Raw genomic sequence first — 19,558 nt, forward strand, 5'->3', positions numbered from 1 at the left:
CTTCATTAAGCTCCCCTTTTTTAGCTATTCATTAGTTACACAAACCGATAGTCGGAAATGGTGCTAAATTCAATCTTAATTGGCTGTTTTAAGCGTAAACAAGGTTAATTCAGGTCGGGCATTAATCCGCATAGGAACTTTGCTAAAACCAATCCCTCGGTTGACATAAAGGCGATTTCCTGATTTACCAAAGTCTTCAACCCAGCCAGCAACATGCACCAAATCTTCTTCATCATAAGTCAGTAAAAACCAGACAGGTGTTAAATCAAAGGGTAAGAGGCGAATTTGTCCGCCGTGGGTATGTCCGGCAACGGCTAAAGGCGCAGTATTGGCAGGCAAAGCCTCAAAGGAGTTAGGATTGTGCATCATCACCAATCTAGGAGCCGCTTCTGGTAATTCAGTTAATGCCTTTTTCGGTTTATCTTCTTTGGCTTTGTGAGAACCAATACCGACCAAATAGAGGGGATACTGGTTTTGAGTCGTGTCCAGACTTGGGTTATCATTTCCTGGCGTTGCTAATGGTACAGCTTCGTTTTTTAAGACGTTTACACCCACAGATTTCAACGCTTCCCGCACTTGTGTAGATAACTTTTCATTCTTCAGATGGTGCTGCGAATGGAGGGCATAATCATGATTACCCAATACAGCATAGGTTGGTATATTCGCTTCGATGAGTGGACGCACCAGTTGAGCAACTTTATCTAATTCCGCCTCAGGATTTTTACCGGGTTCATAAATAAAATCACCCGTTATTAATACAAGATCAGGACGTTCATTAATCAGTTTTTGAACAATGCGGCGAATCGTGCGTGTATTATCAAGCCATAGTCCAAACTGAAAATCTGAGATGAGTCCAACCTGTTTCCCCTGCCATTTTTGGGGCAAACCAGGAATTTGACCAATCTGCTTTTCCTTATCAATCCAGTAGGGTTCAATGATCACACCCCAAACCAGGTACGCCATCGCAATGGTTAACAAGCCGAGAATCGTATATTTAAGTTTATTGGACTTGCTCAAAGTCGTCAAACTAAACTTATTCATCGCCAGTTGGTAAGGGTTGGGGTATTACTGTTAATTCTAGGGTTTCACCATTTCGTTGCACTTCTAATGGCAAGGGATTATCGACGCCATTTGCCTCAACTAACTGCTGAACTGTTTCCGCCTCAGTTACAGATTGATTGTCAATTTCTTGGATAACATCACCCGCTTTTAATCCCGCCTCATCAGCCGGAGAATTCGGCATAACCCGGACAATCAGGATTCCTTCGTCTGCCTGAATTTGCATCGTATTGTTGGGATTATTATTGATTTTTTGTTTAATTTCTGGCGTCAGCGCTACCATTTGAATACCGAGGTAAGGATGCTCAACTTTTCCTTTAGTAATCAGTTGTTGGGCAATTTGCTTGGCGATGTCAATGGGTATGGCAAAACCGAGTCCTTGCGCTCCCTGGATAATGGCAGTATTAACGCCAATTACTTCACCTCGCGCATTCAGTAAAGGTCCGCCAGAATTACCGGGGTTTATTGCTGCGTCGGTTTGAATGAAGCCAATTCGTTTATCGGGAACACCAACTTCGCTACTGGAACGGTCAATCCCACTAATTACCCCGACGGTTACTGTTTCTTGTAACCCTAAAGGATTTCCGATCGCGATCGCCCATTGTCCAGTTTGTAACCCTTGCGAATTGCCCAGTTCCACGGTTGGCAAGTCGTCGGCGGATACTTTGACTACGGCAATATCAGTCACGGGATCTTCGCCTAACACTTCACCTTCAAATGTGCGACCATCGGGAAAGGATACCCTCACTGTGTCGGCTTTATTAACAACGTGAGCATTGGTAATAATTTCTCCATTATCACTAATCACAAAACCGGAACCAATACCGCGCACGGTGCGTTCTTGAGGCTGGGGAACCGCGCCACCAAAAAAGCGCCGGAAGAAGGGGTCATTAAAGGCATCGGGACTCTGGGTTTCTACGGTTTTTTCTGTATTAATTCGCACCACGGCGGGTTCAACTTTGTTCACCACATCAACGACAAAGTTGGTATCTTCAGGGGTTGGCTCTAGGGCGCGATCGCGGATATCATTGGTATCTTCAACAACTTGAGCTGTGGTTTGTTGCTCAGAAGAGACGGTGGATGGGTTAGAGCAGCCTGCGACACCCAAAATGGTAATCCCAGTGCCAATCAGGGATAGCACTCTGTAAAGATCGGCTGTTCGCTTTTCCGGTTGTTGAGTTCCATCAGCAAAACGAGTGGGGTTGCGATCGCAGGATTTTGATTTCATGCAGTTTTATTCTCCTTATGGTGCAAATGAGCAGTATAGTTCTTGTTTAAGATTTAGCGGTTCACCGCTGTATTTGTCATCTGTCTAAAGAGTTCTATATTCTAGATTAGAGCTAACCCCGTTCAGGACGATTTCAATCGCGGTTGGGAATTAATTTCTGACTGATTAATTAAAATTGGCTTATGTTAGTTGGCGATGATTAAATCTGTAGGGGCGGGTTTTACCAAAAACGTAACGGTTGTAGGAATTAACGTATCTAAACCCGCCCCCTCTCCACCGCAATCGTGCCAAACAATTATGCCTAATCAGGACATTTTACCAACATCATAAATCTGTTATCTGGGATAGTTATTTGTCATTTGTCATACTCAAGGGAGCGAGAAGCAAGCTACGTCTTCTGTAAAGAATTGAATAGAGTTGGATTTACAGCGCTTTGCAAGTAAGTGAGGTACACAGACAGATCCCCGACTTCGTAGGAGTTGTCGGGGATCTTGCTTAGAGACTGTACCTTATCACTACTGATCTGGATCGATACCGTTGGAAAGTAACAATTCTTTAAGACGCTGCGATCGCTGTCGTTCGGTTTCAGCGCGTTGTCGTTCAGATTCAGCGCGTTGTCGTTCAGATTCAGCACGTTGTCGTTCAGTTTCAGCACGTTGTCGCTCAGTTTCAAGTTCTCCTTGAGCAACAGCCTCCCGTTCAGTTGGGGTTAAAATCCAATTACCTTCAGCATCGTACCAACGTAGCCATACACGATTAATTCCTTCGTATTCTCCTGACCACAACCCTAAACCTAATTCTAATGGGGGAATCCAAATCCTCGGTTCCGTTAACTCCAACTCTTGGTAAAAACCCCCTGTAAGGGCAAAACCTCTTAAGCGATCGCGATAGCGGTCAAATACAATATAATAAGGAACGCCGATAATCTGCTCATATACTTCCCATTTCGTCGGCGGTTCGCTACTCAGGCGTGTGGTTCTACCCAAGTCTTCTTTTTCTGTTCCCGGTGACAAGAATTCCACTATCACCGTTGGACGTACCAATTCTTGCCACATCACATAACTTAATCGTAAATCCTGATTATCATAAAGTTTTGGTACTCCGACCACCCCAAACCAATCGGGTCGTTTATACCAAGAATAGTGACGCACATCGTAGTAGAGGTTCATATCCCCAGCACTAAATACCTCATCGGGTGGGTAGTTACTAGGACAAAAGGTGAGACTGAGTAAAGGGGGTTGGCGGTAGTGGAATTCGTCAGGCAAACCAGGTTCCTCCGGATTTTCGCTAGGTAAATCATACATTGTGGGCAGGGTTTCTCTGGGAGAACGTGGTGGTTCACTTTGCTCGACTGGGTATTTGAATGGTTTGATTGGCATGACGTATTGCCTCAAGACTTTACGATCTATGATAATTCGGTCAGTCTAGTGCAAGCAGGCAGAATGCTCTAGAGTTTCTGTTAGCGTAGCATTTATTCTTTCCTTTGAATAAGAGCTAGTTTTGTTGAGTAGTTATCAGTAGCAAACTTACCTGAATGGCTAAACCCGACCCGAAGATTTACGGATTACCCAGCATAGGTAACTAATGTAGCGGATGTTCATCAAATTATACATAACAATGGGTAAATGATTAATGACTAATGACTGATGGATATCCAACTCCTCCTAATTACCCTATTTGCTGCTACTCTAACCATGCTGGCGACAGGTTTGGGTGCTGTACCCTTTTTCTTTTTTCCCAATCTATCCTCACATTGGTCTGAACGAGGTTATGCTTTTGCCAGTGGGGTTATGCTTTCCGCATCGGTTTTTGACCTGATTTTCCCGGCGATTCAACGCGGCGGTTATACACAGGGGGTCATCGGTTTAGTTATTGGTACTATCTTTTTTATTATCAGCGAATCCTGGCTAGGCGATCGCGAACCGAAAATTGGAGAAATCCGGGGAGCCTCTGCACGGCGAGTGATTTTAATTCTGGGAACGTTGTTTATTCATAGTTTCCCTGAAGGTGTAGCGGTAGGTGTTGGCTACGGTGCGGGTAAAACTTCCTCACAATTAGGTCTTTTATTAGCCCTAGCAATTGGCATCCAAAATATCCCCGAAGGAATAGCAGTTGCCCTACCTTTGCGGGCTGAAGGTGTGCCTGTTTCCCGTTGCATTCTTTGGGCAATTTTTTCCAGTTTACCTCAACCGATCGCGGCTATTCCAGCTTTACTCGCTGTGTCGTTCTTTCAGCAACTATTGCCCTATGCTTTAGCATTTGCAGCGGGAGCGATGGGTTTTCTGGTGTTCACTGAGTTAATTCCAGAAGGGTTGGAAGGAGGGCGTCGCCAGGAAACAGGAATTATTATTGCGTCGGGGTTTTTGCTGATGATGTTGATTCATACGTTGGTTTAGTTGGTCATTTGTCATTTGTCATTTGTCCTTCGTCATATTTGCGAAGCGAGTATGACCAATGACGATCCTCGCTATTAACTTTAATTGTTAGCATCTACTTAGATTTTTTATATCGACGTAGCCCTTTATCCAATTCCATTGCCCAAATCACAATCGTACTCATGGCGAGACTGATGCCTAAATCATACAGTGACAACCCTGTCGTATTAAAAATATCCTGTAAGAAGGGGACATACACTACCGCCAGTTGTAATAAAAAGGTTAAAATAACCGCACCGAATAAGGGCTTATTTGAAAGTAAATTTAAAGTAAATATGGATTCTCGCTCCGATCTCATGCTTTCAGCTAAACCGATACGGGAGAATGCCAATATACTAAATACCATTGTTTGCCAAGCCGCTTGACCTGTAAACCAATAGTGATAATCGACTACTAATAAAACAAGCCCCAGCAGTAACCCAATCCAAACAATATCTCGACCCACTCCCCGACTAAAGACACTCTCTTGGGGATTATGAGGTGGACGGGACATGATATTCGGCTCCGCTGGTTCGACGCCTAATGCTAATGCTAATAATCCATCAGCTAATAAATTAATCCAGAGAATTTGTAAGGGAAGCAGTGGTAAAGGCATCCCCAAGAATGGCGCTAAGATAATTACCCACAGTTCCCCACAATTCCCGGTTAATGTATATTTAATAAATTTGCGGACGTTATCGTAAATGACTCGTCCTTCTTGAGTCGCTGCTACAATCGTGGCAAAGTTATCATCCAACAACACCATATCTGCCGCTTCTTTCGCCACATCTGTACCCGTCAACCCCATGGCTACGCCAATCTCGGCTTTTTTTAAAGCGGGTGCATCGTTGACGCCATCCCCTGTCATTGCTACAACATGTCCCCGGTTTTGCAGCGCTTGGACAATTTCTAATTTGTTCTGAGGCGAAACTCTGGCATAAACAGACACCTGATCAACTTTTTCGGTTAACTCTGAGGCGGATAGTTTTGCCATATCCTGACCCGTTAACAGTAAACCATTGTTAGAAATACCCACGTCTGAGGCAATATGGCGAGCAGTTAAGGGGTGATCGCCAGTAATCATGATCGGGCGAATTCCAGCTTTTTGACAGGTTAGAACCGCCTGTTTGACTTCCGGGCGCGGCGGATCGATCATGCCAATCATACCGATAAAAATTAGGTCTTTTTCGAGAATATCTTCATGTCGTTCTAGGGGAAGTGTGGCGAGGAGGTGAGATTCTATAGGACGAACGGCGATACCGAGGACACGGATTCCATTTTCAGCGAGTTGGTTGTTGGCATGAGAAAGTTTTTCATACCAACTATCGTTTAAGGGGGTAATCTGATCATTGAGCCAAATCTGGCTAGAAATTTCTAAGAGACTATCAACGGCACCTTTGGTAAAGGCAATATAGGGCGTATGATTAAACAGTAATTCCCAAGGCTTAAGCCAACTTAGCTCATCGGGAAGTTTATCCGTGGTGGTGGGGAGTTCGTGAACCGTAGTCATCCGCTTTCGTTCGGCATCAAAGGGAACCTCGGTGATTCGCTCAAAGGCGTGTTCTATATCCGTTTTCCATAAACCAAAACGGGTGGCGGCGACAATCAGAGCGGTTTCTGTGGGATCACCGAGAACCTGAATGGGGTTGGATTGCTCCAGATGGAACTCTGCGATCGCATCATTACACAACGTCGCTGCCGTGAGTAGTAAGGCGGTTGTCGGTTCCTTTTTTAACCGTTGCGACTGTTCATCCTTTTCCGAGGGCATCATTAACTCATCGAGTTCTGGCATGGTTAACTCAATTTGATGCCCAATCATGTCTAGACGAGTAACCGTCATCCGATTTTGGGTGAGGGTACCGGTTTTGTCTGAACAAATCGTGGTGACTGAACCCAAGGTTTCTACGGCGGGTAATTTCCGAATCAGGGCTCGCTGTTTCAGCATCCGTTGAGCGCCCAAGGCTAAAGCGATGGTGACAACGGCGGGTAATCCTTCGGGAATCGCGGCTACTGCTAAACTAACCGCCATGAGGAACATTAAGCGAACGGATTCCCCCTGGAGTAGCCCCAACCCAAAGATAACCAGGACTAGAATTAAAATCGCGATCGCTAATACCCATCCCAGTTGATCTAACCGTTGCTGGAGGGGGGTAGCATCCCGTTCTATCCCCTGAATCGCTTTGGCAATCTGCCCCAGTTCCGTCTTCATGCCTGTTTCGGTGACGACGGCTAAAGCCCGCCCATAGCTAATCACTGTACCCATGTACGCCATATTCTGCCGTTCTGCCAAAGGCAGATTAGCCGTAGCAATCCGTTGGGCAAATTTATCAATGGGTTCAGATTCCCCAGTGAGTGAAGCTTCTGAGGTGCGGAGGTTGCTACTTTCGAGCAACCGACAGTCAGCCGGGACTAAGTTTCCAGATTCTAGGATAACGATGTCCCCTGGTACCAGTTCACGAGCGGACAGTTGTTCTAGGATGCCATCGCGACGCACTTTCACCGTAGGAACCGCCAGCTTTTTCAGCGCCGCGATCGCACGTTCAGCTTGGTATTCTTGGCGAAAACCGAGGATGGCATTAAATACCACAATTGCGAAAATCGCGATCGCATCCTTATATTCACCCAATACCGCCGAAACCACCGCCGCCACAATCAACACCACCACCACGGTGGCGGTAAACTGCTCCCAGAGAATTTTCCAGGGACTTTCCAGGGGGCGATCAGTTAACTCATTGAGTCCGTAGATGTCCTGACGTTGACGAGCCTCGTTCTCACTTAACCCGATGGCGGCATCGGTATTAAGCTGTTTGAGAACATCAACAAGATTAAGAGTGTACCAGGTAGTCATTGGTCATTCGTCCTTTGTCCGTTGTTCTTTGTCATTAGTCCTTTGTCTTTTGTTCGGTTCAAAAATACCCAATGACCAATGACTAAAGATGTGAACTACTCAGGCTTACTTCGTAGAAGCCTGAGATTCTGATCTCACAGGGGATTGCTTAATCCTCTAAATCTTCATTACTTGCCACACTACCACCACTAACGGTTACCAAGTCAATTTGTTGACGGTAATAATCCACGCTCTTGACTTGAACTTCGACATGATCGCCCAATCGATACGCCGTGCGGTTTTTCCGACCAACTAAACAAGCATGACGAGAGCGATATTCGTACCAGTCATCTTTCAGGGAACTGACGTGAACCAATCCTTCCACCAACAAATCTTCAATTTCGACAAAGAAGCCATAGGATTGCACGCCTGTAATTAAACCACTGAAGACATGACCCGTGCGTTCTTTCATTTGCTCGGCTTTTTTCAAACCCTCTAAATCAATCTCCGCATCTTCGGTGAGTTTTTCCCGGTCATTGAGATGGGGAACCAAGGTGCTTAATTGACTTTCTAACTCCTGTTGAGTGTCAGGGGGTAAAACATTCCAGTTAATGTTGCCATGGGCGCTACTATGGTGGAGATTCACCCGATCTTTCGATCGAGTGGTACGGCGATCGCGTCCTTCGCTAAAGGTGTATTCTAAGACCCGTTGAACAAATAAATCTCCATAGCGCCATACGGGGGAGATAGCGTGGCAATAGCTGGTATCCAAGGCTAAACCAAAGTGCAATCCAGGCTTAGAACCATACACGATCGGTTTTAAGGTTCCCTCAAGTAAATGATTTAGAACTTTAGCCGCCGTTGATTTCGCCAAGAGTTGGGTCAAGCGCTGATAATCTTGGGACGTGACATCCTCCTCCAAGGATTGCTCGGCATCCAGTCCCAAATTGCTGGCTAACTTGAGTAAGTCTTCCAGTCGTTCTAAATCGGGAGTTGGATGAACACAATAAATCCCTGGCAAGGATAAGGCGTGCAAATGGGACGCTACCACTTGATTTGCCAGTATCATCAATTCTGCTAAGAGCGATCGCAAGGGCATCGAACCTGAAACCATGATCGCCCCTTGGCGTCCTTCATCTTTACTGTGGGGAATGGGTCGAGCAATGGCTTCTTTGGGCAGTGTTCCATTCAATTCAAACGCGCCCCGTTGCTGTCGCACGGCTCTGAGTGCTGGAGATAAGCTGAAGAAGAGTTCTTTGAGTTTGTCTACAATCGGTGCGAGTTCGGGTTCGCTCTGTTCATGTCCGCCCAACAACGCCTGTGCCTGTTCATAACTGAGTTGGTGATCCACCTGGATGACACTAGGTTGAATTTCAAATTCTACCAGTTGTCCAGATTCTGTTAACGTCAGCAGTACTGACAGGGTTAAACGATCTTCACCGGGTACTAGAGACACCTGAGATAAGAGTTTTTCCGGGAGCAGGGGGAGAACCGTATCTCCCAAATACACAGCCGTTCCTCGCTTTCGTGCTTCTCTATCCAGGGGTGAGTCTAGGGGTATCCAATGGGCGACATCGGCGATATGGATGCCCACCTGCCAATTTCCGGTCTTGGTTTTTTCTAGGGTAAAGGCATTTTCGACAATGGCGCTATCTGGGGAGTCTGACTTGTCTTCAATCGTCATCGTCAGCCGTTTCCGCAGATCCAGGCGATTTTTTAAGTCTGTTTTGCGGAGGGAATCGGGTAAGGCTTCAACCGCTCGCAGTACGGAATCGGGGAACTGACGGCGGAGGTCATGTTTACAACAGACAATATCAGTATCAGCGGCGTCTTCGGCATCACTTCCTAAGATGCGAGCGACTTTGCCCAGGGGTGGGTTTTGTCCCAGGGGATAGCGCAGAACTTGCACATGAACCAGATGCTCAATCGCCTCTTCTAGGGGGGCGCTATTGGGTCGTAAATCCAGTTCAAATAACAGGCGGTCATCAAGAGGGACGGCGTGATAACTGCCATCTTCCGCCTGTCTGACTCGTGCAAGTACCGAGGGATTAACTCGTTCGAGAATCAAGCGTACCTGTCCTTCTGGAGAACGGCGACGACTCCCTTCTTTAGTGACTTTCACCAAAACGCGATCGCCATTCCAAGCACTACTCAGATGATTCTTTTGAATGTAAATATCATCAGCGCCTTCAACATCTTGAATGGCAAAGCAAAATCCTTTACTGGAGCAGCGCAGTTTGGCTTCGACCACATCCTCTTCATAGACTCGTCGATATCGACCTCGTTCTTTTTCCAAAATGCCAACTTTCTCTAGCACATCCAGAGCAATCTGGAGTTTTTGCAGACTTTCGGAGTCCTGACACCCCAGTTTCTTCTCTAAAACTTTGGGGGCGACTGATTTGTCATCGGTCAAATTGGAGAGTAATGTAGCGATTGAAAATTCCATCCAACAATCCTTTTTCTTTGATCCGGCGTTTACTTGAATTTGCCTAGTGGCAAGACGCTCACCTAGAAGTGACGCTTTCCCATCACCAGTCCAAACCTGGAGAGTCAATGGGTAGCGGTGCGAACTGTATCCGTGATAGTCCGTTGACTGAAACTGACGCTCAAATCACTCTTAAAAGAAGGGCTACAGAGAATCCCATGGAGTTGATGTCAAAGAGTTTACCGATTAAGAACGCTAGGGTAACGGTAATGGCATCGCTTACCAGGAGAGCTATTTTCTTTTTAGAGAGCGATCGCGCCTTATCTGACGGAGCAGTCATCATCTCGTAGGTCTTAGGCTGGTCAGGTAAGGGCTAAATTCCAAGCCCCCGGAACCTATAGCCGTGGGGTTCCTGACAGAAGAGGATCTGTTCAGAATCAAACCGTCTTTTGCCGACGCGATCGCGATCAAGTGGATAGTGTTTGAGCTATCCAGTTTCAGCTTGACGGACACACCTTAACTCACGACCTGTTACGGATAATTGCCGCTTTTCGCTCGCTTAATCGCGTTGCAGCAAGGATGCGTGAGTTACAGTCAACTGGGGACAGTATGTCATTTATGTCATTATTGTAGATTCTCGTACCGCTACCTTGGAAGTCAACTCTCAAAAGTTATGCATTTATGGCGTTAAATCTCTGTTGTGATGCCGAAGTGCAACAGGCGCAAAGAATTGGTAAATTTGTACTAAATCCCCGTTAATTAAAGGGTGGCTTACGCTTCCCATTCTTGTCCTAGCGAGTTTCCCAAGCCACAGGACTGTCCTTAAGGGTAAATGTAACATTATGTTACATATTTATCCAGACAGGCTCTCACCGTACTAATACTACTGTCGCTGTCTATGCGAACTGTCCGAAATGTACCCTGTCCATGTACTGCGTTGAGTCAAGTTTTATGAATCCTACATTGAATAAATTCCGAGTTTCTTATCCTCAAGGGAGCCTGATCAGTGATCTGTTAGCCATCGATCACGGTCAGTATATCGTGCGCGTCAGCGTGGAAATTGATGGCGTAACCCGATCAACCGGTCTAGCTGCGGCTCAAACGGTGGAACTAGCAGAAGACCAAGCTAGACAACGAGCAATAACTGTTTTAGCGGTGGATCGGGAGAGTTCTACGGACACCGAAACATCTCCACCTCATCGCCACACCCAAACGTCAGTGGCGGCTGCTAAGGTTCCCTCATCCCCTGAGTCGATTCCTAACTCGGCTTCCGCTTTTGCGGCAAAAAGTCTAGAATCAACACCGGAGGTTGAAGATACTCCAAGTCCTAGTCCAATCGATACCCACCCGATATCGGCAAAACCCAGTCCACCCCCTGAACCGAAGGAACCCCTTCCAGAGACGGTTGAACCACCTTCCCCCCCTGAGGCAAAACCCAGTCCACCCCCTGAACCGACAGTAACGCTTCCTGAGACAGTTGAACCGCCTTCCTTAACGGAGGACGTATCAGCATCAGAGACGCCTCTGTTTAATGAAGAGACACCAACCCCAGTGGGAGTCACTCAATCGTCGTTAGAGCCAGAATCAACACCACCCCCACCTCCTGCACAAAAGGAAGCTGAACCCGATATCCAGAGTCAACCCAAATCCGAAACACCCATTGACTTTTCCGAAATTATTGCCCGAACCAATGTGGAACTCAAACGGCTAGGGTGGACGAATCAACAGGGACGAGATTACCTCGTCGAAACTTATGGTAAGCGATCGCGTCAGTTGTTAACCGATGAAGAGTTACTCGACTTCTTACATCATCTCGAATTAGAACCAACACCAGAATAATCAGGTTTGAGGAAAGTCGGGGCGGGTTTAGTCACTTTCGTCTTGCTGTTGATGATAACGTTTGTGCAAAACCCGCCCAAACCGATGTGTAGGGACGGGTTTCACTATTGCCAATATTAAATTGGCTAGCCCACCGTCGCGGGAGTCCGGGCGGCGGAAGGACGCCGATTAATCACTTGATCAATTAAGCGGTAGTCCTTGGCTTCCTCGGCTGACATAAAGAAGTCCCGTTCTGTATCTTCGGCAATTCGATCTAGGGGTTGATCGGTATGTTCAGCCAGAAGCTGATTCAGCCGTTGTTTATGATACAGGATTTCTTTTGCCTGAATTTCAATATCACTCGCTTGTCCTTGAGCGCCGCCTAAGGGCTGGTGAATCATAATTCTGGAATGGGGTAAGCTCATCCGTTTACCCTTCGCTCCAGCACTCAGCAGAAACGCACCCATACTCGCCGCCAAACCCACACAGATGGTGCAGACATCGGGACGGATTTGATTCATGGTATCGTAAATCCCCATGCCTGCGGTTACAGAACCGCCTGGGGAGTTGATGTAGAGATAAATGTCTTTTTCGGGGTCATCGGCTTCCAGGAACAAGAGTTGAGCCACGATTAGGTTAGCCAAATCTGAATCAACCTGTTGTCCCAGAAAAACGATCCGTTCCCGCAACAGACGAGAGTAGATGTCAAAGGCGCGTTCACCGCGACCCGATTGTTCGATAACTGTAGGAATCATGCCAATTACGGTAATCTTATGCTCATATTCTTTTAGATTGTAGCGATTGACGCCAGATGAGGGGTGGAGGGGTTGGGGGAAATGGGAAGATGAGGGAGATGAGGGAGATGAGGAAGATAGGGAAGAAATTGTAGAGACGTTCCGGCGGAACGGCTGTTGTAGGGGCTGGTTTTACCATTAACATTAGGTTTTCACCCTGATATCACTAAACCTGCCCCGATTAAAGTGCAAGTCATCTTCAACAAATGACAAATGACAAATGACCATTAAAAAATAATGTCTTGTTCTTTAGCAGTAAAGCGAACATCTTGAATATTGAGTCGGGGGTTTTCTAACAAAGTTTTGCGGATACCACCAAATAATGCCAATTGTTCGCACATTGAAAGGGAGACAAATTGGCGTTGGGAATCTGGAGACAAGCGCAAATCGATGGTAGCGATACCGTTATTGAGATTTACGCGATAACCCGTTAAATCCAAATCCCCCGAACTCACTTGGGCGACAACATTTCCCACAGACGCCGTTACCGGAGTTTCTGCTGCAACAGCAACGGGTTCAGGAATAAGGGTTTCACATTGGCTATCAGTGCGGTAAATGTTGAGGGTTATGGTTTCAACAGCATCAGTGGGTTGAGGCGTCGAGGCTGGATTCACCTCCGGGATAACAGAAGAATCCGGTTGGGCGATAAGTGAGGCGGTTGAGTCAGGATTTGCTTGTGGGGGAGAGGATGACGGAGAAGACGTTGTTTCGACAGGGTTGTCAGGAATTCCTTTACTATTGGCAGCCAGCCAACCCCAGCCACCAACACCAGTAATAATCAATCCTGCGATCGCGGAGATAAAATAGGGGTGAATACGAGTCATAGTGGAATGCTGATTGCTTCGGGTAGATGTTTGTACCTTTAGGATTCGAGGTAACTGGCTACTCATCCGGAGCAAAATTGGTCAACAGGGAAAAACGCGATCGCACCTTGATTCTGACACAGTAAATTCTGTAGGGGCGGGTTTTACCAACAACTAACCGTTTTCGGGAATAACCGATCTAAACCCGCCCTCCTCTCCACCCCAATCGGGCAAAAAAATAACCCTACCCAGATGACAGGGAAAGACGCGATCGCACATTTATCTGACAATAACCTGAGTGTGAGATTTGCCCTGAAATTCAAATACCAGAGGACAAGATTCATCCCAGCTATGGAGATTCTCAGGATGCAAATCATCGTTATGCCAATCCCAGGGATTTTTTAGGATATAGTCACGAATAGCAGTTAAAAATTCTTCGTGGCGGATGATATGTTCATAATAACCCCGTTGCCATACAGGGATACCCGATTGGGAACGAAGCTGATTAATGCGACGAGATGAAAAAGTTTTAAACCCGCGAATAATTTCCGGCAATCCGTAAATTTTCGATTGTTTATGGCTGGATTGTCCCGACGCGATAGATTCTGTAGGGGCGGGTTTGACAACCAACGTAGCGGTTGTCGGGAATAACGTATCTAAACCCGCCCCCTCTCCACCGCAATCGTGCAAAAAAATAATCCCATGTACATGATTGGGCATAATGATGAAAGCATCTAATCGAACACCGTCGTAACGTTTGGGTAAGATATCCCAATTAAATTTGACGGCTTCACCATAGCGACTCAGTTGCATTTCCCCATTGATTATCTCACCCAATAAACATTGGCGCTGCCACGTACAAATAGTGATAAAATAAGCACCTGTTTGGGTATAATCATATCCCTTGAGCCGAATCGAACGGCGATGGTGTTTCTGGGGATTGTATTTCATCATCCATCTAAGGGGTGGTTTGATCAAGATTTAGGATATCCTACGCATATAATAAATCTGTCACATCTGGGATGGGATTGGGGCGGGTTTATATAGGTAAATAGTAAGTCACATCAGTTGCGCGATCGCACGTTTACCCAACAGAATAGATCCTGTAGGGGCGGGTTTGACAACCAACGTAGCGGTTTTTGGGAATAACGTATTTAAACCCGCCCCCTCTCCACCGCAATCGGGGAAAAAATAACTCTACCCTGATGACAGGGAAAGACGCGATCGCACGTTCTCAGGGTGGATAAGATTTAGGATATCCTACCAATATAATAAATCTGTCACATCTGGGATGGGAGCGGGGCGGGTTTGACAGCAAACTGATGGGACTCACTATTTACCTATATAAACCCGCCCCTACAAAAGACGCGAGCGCACATTTACCTAACAAGACAGTATTTATTATAATTTTAATTTTCCGCATTATCATCAATATTTATATCTTTATTTTCATTTAAGTCTAATTTGTCGATATAATCCGGTAAATCGGATAACATCCGAGGACTAATCCAATATTTTCTTAGTCTTTCTAGTGTTTGGCTCATTGTCTTTTCATTAGCTTCAATAGTAGCTTCAATACCTTTCATGAGTCTTTGAGAATCTACTATTGAAGCTTGCATCCTTCTTTGAATATCAGGTGCTAGAATTGATGAAAAATTTGCTTGTCGCCTAACCTCTCTAGCTTCTTCAATAGCTTCGGGTTGCTCAGTAAGTTTCAGGAAACTGCTAGCATACTCTAGAAATTTACGCTTTTTAGTATCTTTATAAATTTTATCCAACTCCTCATTTGAGTAAGGTTTTCCAACTTTACCCTCTAACAAATTAGTAAGCTTGTCCCTAAATTTATCATCATCCAATAAATCCGGATATTTTTCTCTTCCTTCCTCCAAAATTTTATACACTCGTTTATTAGCCCTTTCAATCGTTTGGATTATTGTTTTAGTATCAACACAAGCAGTGAATGAGTGTCGTTTGCTATATTGTTCCAACTTTTTCTTAAGGTTTTTCAGTTCATTGTTCAGCAGTTCCCGTATTTGATCATAAGGTTGGGATTGCTGAGAGATTACCGTAAGACGTTCCTTTTGATACTCATACGCTACTTGATGAGGTATCCAGATTCGCTCTTTCAGATATTCAATAATATCAAAAAGCCTTTCTCTGGTTTCGGAACTATAACGATATATGTTCAATAGGATATTGGCATCGAAAGAAAAAATAGCCTCTTGCCAAATCTTCTTAAACTCTTCTTCGGATGTTGGTCTGTAGTAGCCAGGAAATAAATCACGCATATCTAGATACCTCTAGTTTAATTAGACAATCAAGTATAGCCATTTAATCTGATTCGCTAGAATAGCCTTAACTGTATCAAATATTACCAGATACTTAACAGCAAATTACGGTTTATGTTTCTCTGCCAAAATCTCCTCTGGAGGTATCCAGACAACTTTACCATCACGCCAAATAGCCACTGGATTACCTGCTTGTTTGTGTTTTAACAAAGCATCTTGCACAGCTTTAGCCAATGCTTGGTTAATTTTTTCCCTGTCAGCCAAAAGTTCTGAAATTCTATCGTTCCCAAAATTATCTGCCATAATAGTCTTCCTCAATCTGTTGCCAAATTAGGGGTTGTGCAACATAAACACTACCTTCTCTTTCGCCAGCCGCTAAGAGACGGGGTACTTCCATACTGGCATTGTCGTAGAAAAACCAAGAATCTGCCAGGGGTCTGTACAATTGAAAAAAGTTACGGATACCTGCATGGTAACGACGCCGGATGGTTTCTTCCGGGACATCATGTCCGCCAAGGCTTACTCGTTCTTGCACACGAGCAATCGCTATCTCTGGACTGGGCAATCCCAGGAAAAATAGATGAAACCGATAACCATTCTGACACAAGTTAGCAATCCAAGGTGCAAAACTGCGGCTGGCTAACGTGGTTTCAAAAGCAAAGTTAACTCGTGCGTTTGCCAATTGCTGTAATCGCTCTAGCATAATCCGTCCAGCGCGAAATGCGGCTCTTTCTGGTGCAAATGCGGATAATCCTTGGGCAATTGTATCAGCATTTACATATTCGGTGACACCGAGAGTTCCTTGAAGCAAAGCAGGAGCAGATGTTGATTTTCCTGCACCATTGGGTCCAGCGATTACAATTAGATGTGGATGTTCTTCAACCATTCAGTTACCAACTGACTAAACGATATCTCAAACATTACCAGTAACTGGCGGATACTGCTTCAACACCTCCTTTAAATACATCCCCGTATACGATTTTTCATTCTCCGCCACATCCTCCGGCGTCCCCACCGCAATCACTTCTCCTCCTTTATCGCCCCCTTCAGGACCTAAATCAATCACCCAATCGCTACAGCGAATCACATCTAAATTATGCTCAATTACCAACACAGAATTCCCTTTATCCACCAATCGCTGCAACACATTTAACAAATGATGCACATCATAAAACGATAATCCCGTTGTTGGTTCATCAATTAAATACAACGTCTTTCCTGTCGCCCGTCGCGATAACTCCGTCGCTAATTTCACCCGTTGCGCTTCTCCCCCGGATAACGTGGGCGCAGGTTGTCCTAAATGGACATATCCTAACCCTACATCCACGAGAGTTTGCAGACGATTCACCGCACGCGGGATATTCTTAAATACCTCCAGCGCCTCCTCCACTGTCATATTTAAAACATCAGCAATCGAATATCCCTTATATTTCACCTGTAACGTTTCCCGGTTGTATCTTGCGCCTTTACAAACCTCACATTGTACATAAACATCGGGGAGGAAATTCATTTCAATTACATTCACACCCTGTCCGCCACAGGCTTCGCAGCGTCCCCCTTTAACGTTAAATGAAAACCGTCCGGCTTTATAGCCTCTGGCTTTGGCTTCGATGGTTTCAGCAAAAAGTCCGCGAATCACATCAAATACCCCAGTATAAGTGGCAGGATTAGAACGCGGAGTTCTACCAATGGGGGATTGATCAATCACAATCGCTTTATCGACGCCATTCAATCCCTTCACCTTACCTAACTCTTTGGGAAACGGTATCTTTCGACTCAGGTGATGTTGCAACGCCGGATAAAGTAGTTCATTCACTAACGTAGATTTCCCGGAACCGGAAACCCCAGTAATGCAAACTAACTTACCCAAGGGAATCTCTATATCGATATGTTTTAAATTATTGCGGTGGGCATTTTTGAGAGTCAATAAACGCCCGTTACCTTCCCGCCGTTTTCCTGGTGTTTCAATTCTCTGGCGTCCTGATAAATAGGCTCCCGTTAACGATGTTTCACTATTGAGTAATTCTGTGAAATTTCCCTGAACCACAATGTCGCCACCATGAATTCCAGCCTTCGGACCAATATCGATAATCCAGTCAGCCGTGCGAATGGTTTCTTCATCATGTTCAACGACAATTAAGGTATTCCCTAAATCCCGCAATTTCTGCAAGGTGGCTAATAACCGCCCATTATCTCGTTGATGTAAGCCAATACTCGGTTCATCTAACACGTATAAAACCCCTGTCAATCCCGCGCCAATCTGAGTCGCTAGCCGAATTCGTTGGGCTTCTCCCCCAGAAAGGGTCATCGCCGCCCGACCTAGAGTTAGATAATCTAAGCCGACATCTAAGAGAAATTGCAATCGGGATTTAATTTCTTTGAGGGCGAGTTCGCCTATTTTTGCTTGACGGGATGAGAGATGGAATTGGTCAATTCGTTGGCGACTTTCGCTAATGGAAACCTCTATTAAATCGGTAATCCGATACTGTCCTAGCCTTACCGCTAAGGTTTCTGGCTTTAATCGTTTCCCTTTACAGACTTTACAGGGTTGATCGACTAAATATTGCTCTAATTTCTGTTTATAAGTATCGGAACTGGTTTCATCATATTGCTTTTGCAGGATTGGAAGTACCCCTCGATAACGGCGGTAATCGTTAAATTCTTCGATCCAAATCGGATTATCTGCGCCATAGAGAATCACCTGTTTCTGTTCGGGGTTCAGTTTCTGCCAGGGTGTTCCCAGTTCAAAGCCATAAGCTTGTCCAATATTGTAAAGTAGGGACAAGTAATAGGAATTATCGCGCTCCGACCAAGGCGCGATCGCACAGTATATGGGTTGGCTGGGTTCGGGGATGACAAGTTCTGGAGAAAAGGTGCGTAAATTACCTAATCCGTGACAGTGAGGACAAGCGCCATAGGGGGAGTTAAAGGAAAACAGTCTGGGAGATAATTCCTCCATAACAGCACCATGTTCGGGACAAGCAAAGTTTTCTGAAAAGACGATTTCTTTGGGGAGTTGTGGCTCGGAAGAGGTTGCATTTTCTTCGTCAGTAGGTCTAGAATTTGAGTTAGGTTGGACTTCGGTTGAATCATTTAATACCTGAATTACCGCAATTCCACTGCTAAGTTTGAGACAGGTTGCCAAGGAGTCGGTTAAACGTTCCTGTAGTCCCGGCTTTTTAATCAGGCGGTCAACCACTACTTCAATGGTGTGGGTATAATTTTTATCCAACTCAATTGGATCAGAAAGATTTTGGATCACGCCATCGACGCGGACGCGAACAAATCCTTCGGCGGCTAAACTGGAGAGTAGCTTTTTGTGTGTGCCTTTTTTACCCCGGACGACAGGGGCGAGGATATGGAACTTGGTGCGATCAGGGAGTTCCATAACGCGATCGCACATTTGGTCAATGGTTTGAGGGGCGATGTTGCGATCGCAGATCGGACAGTGGGGTTCTCCAGCGCGACCAAATAATAGGCGCAGGTAGTCGTAAATCTCGGTAACTGTACCCACGGTGGAACGGGGATTATTGGAGGTGGATTTTTGGTCAATGGAGATCGCAGGGCTTAAGCCTTCAATGGCGTCTACATCGGGTTTATCGAGTTGTCCCAGGAATTGACGCGCATAAGCGCTGAGGGATTCGACGTAGCGGCGTTGTCCTTCGGCGAAGATGGTATCGAAGGCGAGAGAGGATTTACCGGAACCGGAGACACCTGTGAAGACGATTAAGCGATCGCGCGGGAGATCGAGGTTGATGTTTTTCAGGTTATGTTGTCTGGCACCCCGGATACGGATGGTGTTTGAGTTGGGGGGTTGGTTTCCATTGAGGGATGGGGTTGGATCAGACATGAGGGCAATGGCGGGTAATAGTCCTTGATGATCTTAGCGTTGCCTCTGCCGT

15 protein-coding genes are annotated in these 19,558 nt (G+C 45.7%); 2 read left to right on the forward strand and 13 right to left on the reverse strand.

Features of this window, described 5'->3' with window-relative positions:
* Positions 1-75: 75 nt before the first annotated feature.
* The 3 genes from RIG66_RS06900 to RIG66_RS06910 form a co-directional block, all read right to left on the reverse strand.
* A complete protein-coding gene (locus RIG66_RS06900) occupies positions 76-1,041 on the reverse strand; it encodes a metallophosphoesterase (protein ID WP_446376471.1) in 966 nt (321 codons plus the stop codon).
* Complete coding sequence (locus RIG66_RS06905; protein WP_446376473.1) at positions 1,034-2,287, reverse strand: HhoA/HhoB/HtrA family serine endopeptidase; 1,254 nt, start codon at positions 2,285-2,287, stop codon at positions 1,034-1,036. The genes RIG66_RS06900 and RIG66_RS06905 overlap by 8 nt, the downstream gene beginning before the upstream one ends.
* 515 nt (positions 2,288-2,802) lie before the next feature.
* Entirely contained in the window at positions 2,803-3,666 is an 864-nt protein-coding gene (locus RIG66_RS06910; protein WP_446376475.1) for a Uma2 family endonuclease, read from the reverse strand.
* A 267-nt stretch (positions 3,667-3,933) separates the two neighbouring features.
* Here RIG66_RS06910 and RIG66_RS06915 point away from each other — a divergent pair, with 267 nt between their 5' ends.
* On the forward strand, positions 3,934-4,683 hold the full coding sequence (locus tag RIG66_RS06915) for a ZIP family metal transporter (RefSeq protein ID WP_446376477.1): 750 nt from the start codon (positions 3,934-3,936) through the stop codon (positions 4,681-4,683).
* Between the two features lie 94 nt (positions 4,684-4,777).
* Here RIG66_RS06915 and RIG66_RS06920 read toward each other — a convergent pair whose 3' ends face one another.
* The 3 genes from RIG66_RS06920 to RIG66_RS06930 all read right to left on the reverse strand — a co-directional run bounded on the left by RIG66_RS06920 (position 4,778) and on the right by RIG66_RS06930 (position 10,296).
* Positions 4,778-7,549: a cation-translocating P-type ATPase gene (locus tag RIG66_RS06920; RefSeq protein WP_446376479.1), complete on the reverse strand. Its 2,772-nt coding sequence runs from the start codon at positions 7,547-7,549 to the stop codon at positions 4,778-4,780.
* Positions 7,550-7,697: 148 nt separating this feature from the next.
* Positions 7,698-9,974, reverse strand: a complete 2,277-nt coding sequence (locus RIG66_RS06925; RefSeq protein WP_446376481.1) for a ribonuclease R family protein — start codon at positions 9,972-9,974, stop codon at positions 7,698-7,700.
* 160 nt (positions 9,975-10,134) lie between these two features.
* Entirely contained in the window at positions 10,135-10,296 is a 162-nt protein-coding gene (locus RIG66_RS06930; RefSeq protein WP_446376483.1) for a hypothetical protein, read from the reverse strand.
* A gap of 608 nt (positions 10,297-10,904) precedes the next feature.
* Here RIG66_RS06930 and RIG66_RS06935 point away from each other — a divergent pair.
* On the forward strand, positions 10,905-11,792 hold the full coding sequence (locus tag RIG66_RS06935) for a hypothetical protein (protein WP_446376485.1): 888 nt from the start codon (positions 10,905-10,907) through the stop codon (positions 11,790-11,792).
* A 125-nt stretch (positions 11,793-11,917) separates the two neighbouring features.
* On the opposite strand, the gene clpP is transcribed toward RIG66_RS06935, so the two are convergent.
* From clpP to uvrA, 7 genes are all read right to left on the reverse strand, one after another.
* A complete protein-coding gene (gene clpP / locus RIG66_RS06940; protein WP_006099196.1) occupies positions 11,918-12,526 on the reverse strand; it encodes an ATP-dependent Clp endopeptidase proteolytic subunit ClpP in 609 nt (202 codons plus the stop codon).
* 266 nt (positions 12,527-12,792) lie between these two features.
* Positions 12,793-13,389 (reverse strand): sporulation/spore germination protein, encoded by a 597-nt coding sequence (locus RIG66_RS06945; RefSeq protein WP_446376487.1) that lies wholly within the window; start codon positions 13,387-13,389, stop codon positions 12,793-12,795.
* A 258-nt stretch (positions 13,390-13,647) separates the two neighbouring features.
* Positions 13,648-14,319 carry a transposase gene (locus RIG66_RS06950; protein ID WP_446376658.1) on the reverse strand — a complete coding sequence of 224 codons (672 nt, stop codon included), beginning with the start codon at positions 14,317-14,319 and terminating at the stop codon, positions 13,648-13,650.
* A gap of 458 nt (positions 14,320-14,777) precedes the next feature.
* Positions 14,778-15,656 carry a PIN-like domain-containing protein gene (locus RIG66_RS06955; RefSeq protein WP_446376489.1) on the reverse strand — a complete coding sequence of 293 codons (879 nt, stop codon included), beginning with the start codon at positions 15,654-15,656 and terminating at the stop codon, positions 14,778-14,780.
* A 105-nt stretch (positions 15,657-15,761) separates the two neighbouring features.
* The gene (locus RIG66_RS06960) at positions 15,762-15,959 is read right to left on the reverse strand and encodes a hypothetical protein (RefSeq protein ID WP_446354806.1); all 198 of its coding nucleotides are present in this window, start codon (positions 15,957-15,959) and stop codon (positions 15,762-15,764) included.
* Positions 15,949-16,542 carry a zeta toxin family protein gene (locus tag RIG66_RS06965; protein WP_446376491.1) on the reverse strand — a complete coding sequence of 198 codons (594 nt, stop codon included), beginning with the start codon at positions 16,540-16,542 and terminating at the stop codon, positions 15,949-15,951. Before RIG66_RS06965 ends, RIG66_RS06960 begins: the two co-directional genes overlap by 11 nt.
* Before the next feature lie 27 nt (positions 16,543-16,569).
* Entirely contained in the window at positions 16,570-19,506 is a 2,937-nt protein-coding gene (uvrA, locus tag RIG66_RS06970; RefSeq protein WP_446376493.1) for an excinuclease ABC subunit UvrA, read from the reverse strand.
* Positions 19,507-19,558 lie beyond the last annotated feature (52 nt).

Origin of the sequence: Coleofasciculus sp. E2-BRE-01 (assembly GCF_040221695.1) — a bacterium.
Classification (GTDB): domain Bacteria; phylum Cyanobacteriota; class Cyanobacteriia; order Cyanobacteriales; family Coleofasciculaceae; genus Coleofasciculus.

Excerpts from the sequence above, each read along its gene's own strand:
- RIG66_RS06920 (WP_446376479.1), bottom strand. The coding sequence starts at position 7,549 with ATGACTACCTGGTACACTCTTAATCTTGTTGATGTTCTCAAACAGCTT.
- RIG66_RS06945 (WP_446376487.1), bottom strand. The coding sequence starts at position 13,389 with ATGACTCGTATTCACCCCTATTTTATCTCCGCGATCGCAGGATTGATT.
- RIG66_RS06960 (WP_446354806.1), bottom strand. The coding sequence starts at position 15,959 with ATGGCAGATAATTTTGGGAACGATAGAATTTCAGAACTTTTGGCTGAC.
- RIG66_RS06935 (WP_446376485.1), top strand. The coding sequence starts at position 10,905 with ATGAATCCTACATTGAATAAATTCCGAGTTTCTTATCCTCAAGGGAGC.
- RIG66_RS06965 (WP_446376491.1), bottom strand. The coding sequence starts at position 16,542 with ATGGTTGAAGAACATCCACATCTAATTGTAATCGCTGGACCCAATGGT.
- RIG66_RS06955 (WP_446376489.1), bottom strand. The coding sequence starts at position 15,656 with ATGCGTGATTTATTTCCTGGCTACTACAGACCAACATCCGAAGAAGAG.
- RIG66_RS06925 (WP_446376481.1), bottom strand. The coding sequence starts at position 9,974 with ATGGAATTTTCAATCGCTACATTACTCTCCAATTTGACCGATGACAAA.
- RIG66_RS06910 (WP_446376475.1), bottom strand. The coding sequence starts at position 3,666 with ATGCCAATCAAACCATTCAAATACCCAGTCGAGCAAAGTGAACCACCA.
- uvrA (WP_446376493.1), bottom strand. The coding sequence starts at position 19,506 with ATGTCTGATCCAACCCCATCCCTCAATGGAAACCAACCCCCCAACTCA.
- clpP (WP_006099196.1), bottom strand. The coding sequence starts at position 12,526 with ATGATTCCTACAGTTATCGAACAATCGGGTCGCGGTGAACGCGCCTTT.
- RIG66_RS06930 (WP_446376483.1), bottom strand. The coding sequence starts at position 10,296 with ATGATGACTGCTCCGTCAGATAAGGCGCGATCGCTCTCTAAAAAGAAA.
- RIG66_RS06950 (WP_446376658.1), bottom strand. The coding sequence starts at position 14,319 with ATGAAATACAATCCCCAGAAACACCATCGCCGTTCGATTCGGCTCAAG.
- RIG66_RS06905 (WP_446376473.1), bottom strand. The coding sequence starts at position 2,287 with ATGAAATCAAAATCCTGCGATCGCAACCCCACTCGTTTTGCTGATGGA.
- RIG66_RS06915 (WP_446376477.1), top strand. The coding sequence starts at position 3,934 with ATGGATATCCAACTCCTCCTAATTACCCTATTTGCTGCTACTCTAACC.
- RIG66_RS06900 (WP_446376471.1), bottom strand. The coding sequence starts at position 1,041 with ATGAATAAGTTTAGTTTGACGACTTTGAGCAAGTCCAATAAACTTAAA.